Source organism: Mycobacterium sp. E1747, assembly GCF_001667775.1.
GTDB lineage: Bacteria > Actinomycetota > Actinomycetes > Mycobacteriales > Mycobacteriaceae > Mycobacterium.
In genome coordinates, this window is record NZ_LZJI01000062.1 from 1 (window position 1) to 656 (window position 656).

Annotated in this window: 1 protein-coding gene; it reads right to left on the bottom strand. The window is 65.7% G+C overall.

Annotated features, from left to right (window positions below):
* Positions 1-656, bottom strand: a 656-nt coding sequence (locus tag A5695_RS07040) for a class I SAM-dependent methyltransferase (protein ID WP_068079436.1), incomplete at both ends; no start/stop codon positions are given.

Below are 656 nucleotides of genomic sequence, written 5' to 3' on the forward strand. Positions count from 1 at the left end.
TCGGTGTACCCCTGGCGGAACAGCTTCGCGCAGCCGACCAGGTACTTCATGTAGCGGTCGTAGACCTCTTGCGACTGGATGGCGATCGCCTTTTCGCGGTTCGACTCGAGGGCGGCCGCCCACGTTTCCAGGGTCCGCGCGTAGTGCAGCTGCAGCGAGTGCACCCGGGTCAGCTCGAAGCCGGCCGTGACGGCGTACTCCCCGACGGTCTGGGGGGTCGGGAGCCAGCCCCCGGGGAAGATTTCGGTCAGGATGAACTGCGAGAAGTGCACGATCTCGTGGGTCAGCCCCATGCCTCGCGCCCTGGCCTCCTTGAAGGACGGGCGAACGATGGTGTGCAGCAACATGACCCCGTCGGATGGCAGCGCCTCGTAGGCCATCTTGAAGAAGCGGCCGTAGCGCTGGCGGCCGAAGTGCTCGAAGGCGCCGATGGAGACGATGCGGTCGACGGGCTCGTGGAACTTCTCCCAACCCTCCAACAGCACCCGTCGGGTGCGGGGGGTGTCCATCTCGTCGAACGTCTTCTGCACGTGCTCGGCCTGGTTCTCCGACAACGTCAACCCCACGACGTTCACGTCGTACTTCTCGACCGCCCGCTGCAGCGCTCCGCCCCAGCCGCAACCGATGTCGAGCAGTGTCATCCCGGGCTCGAGATT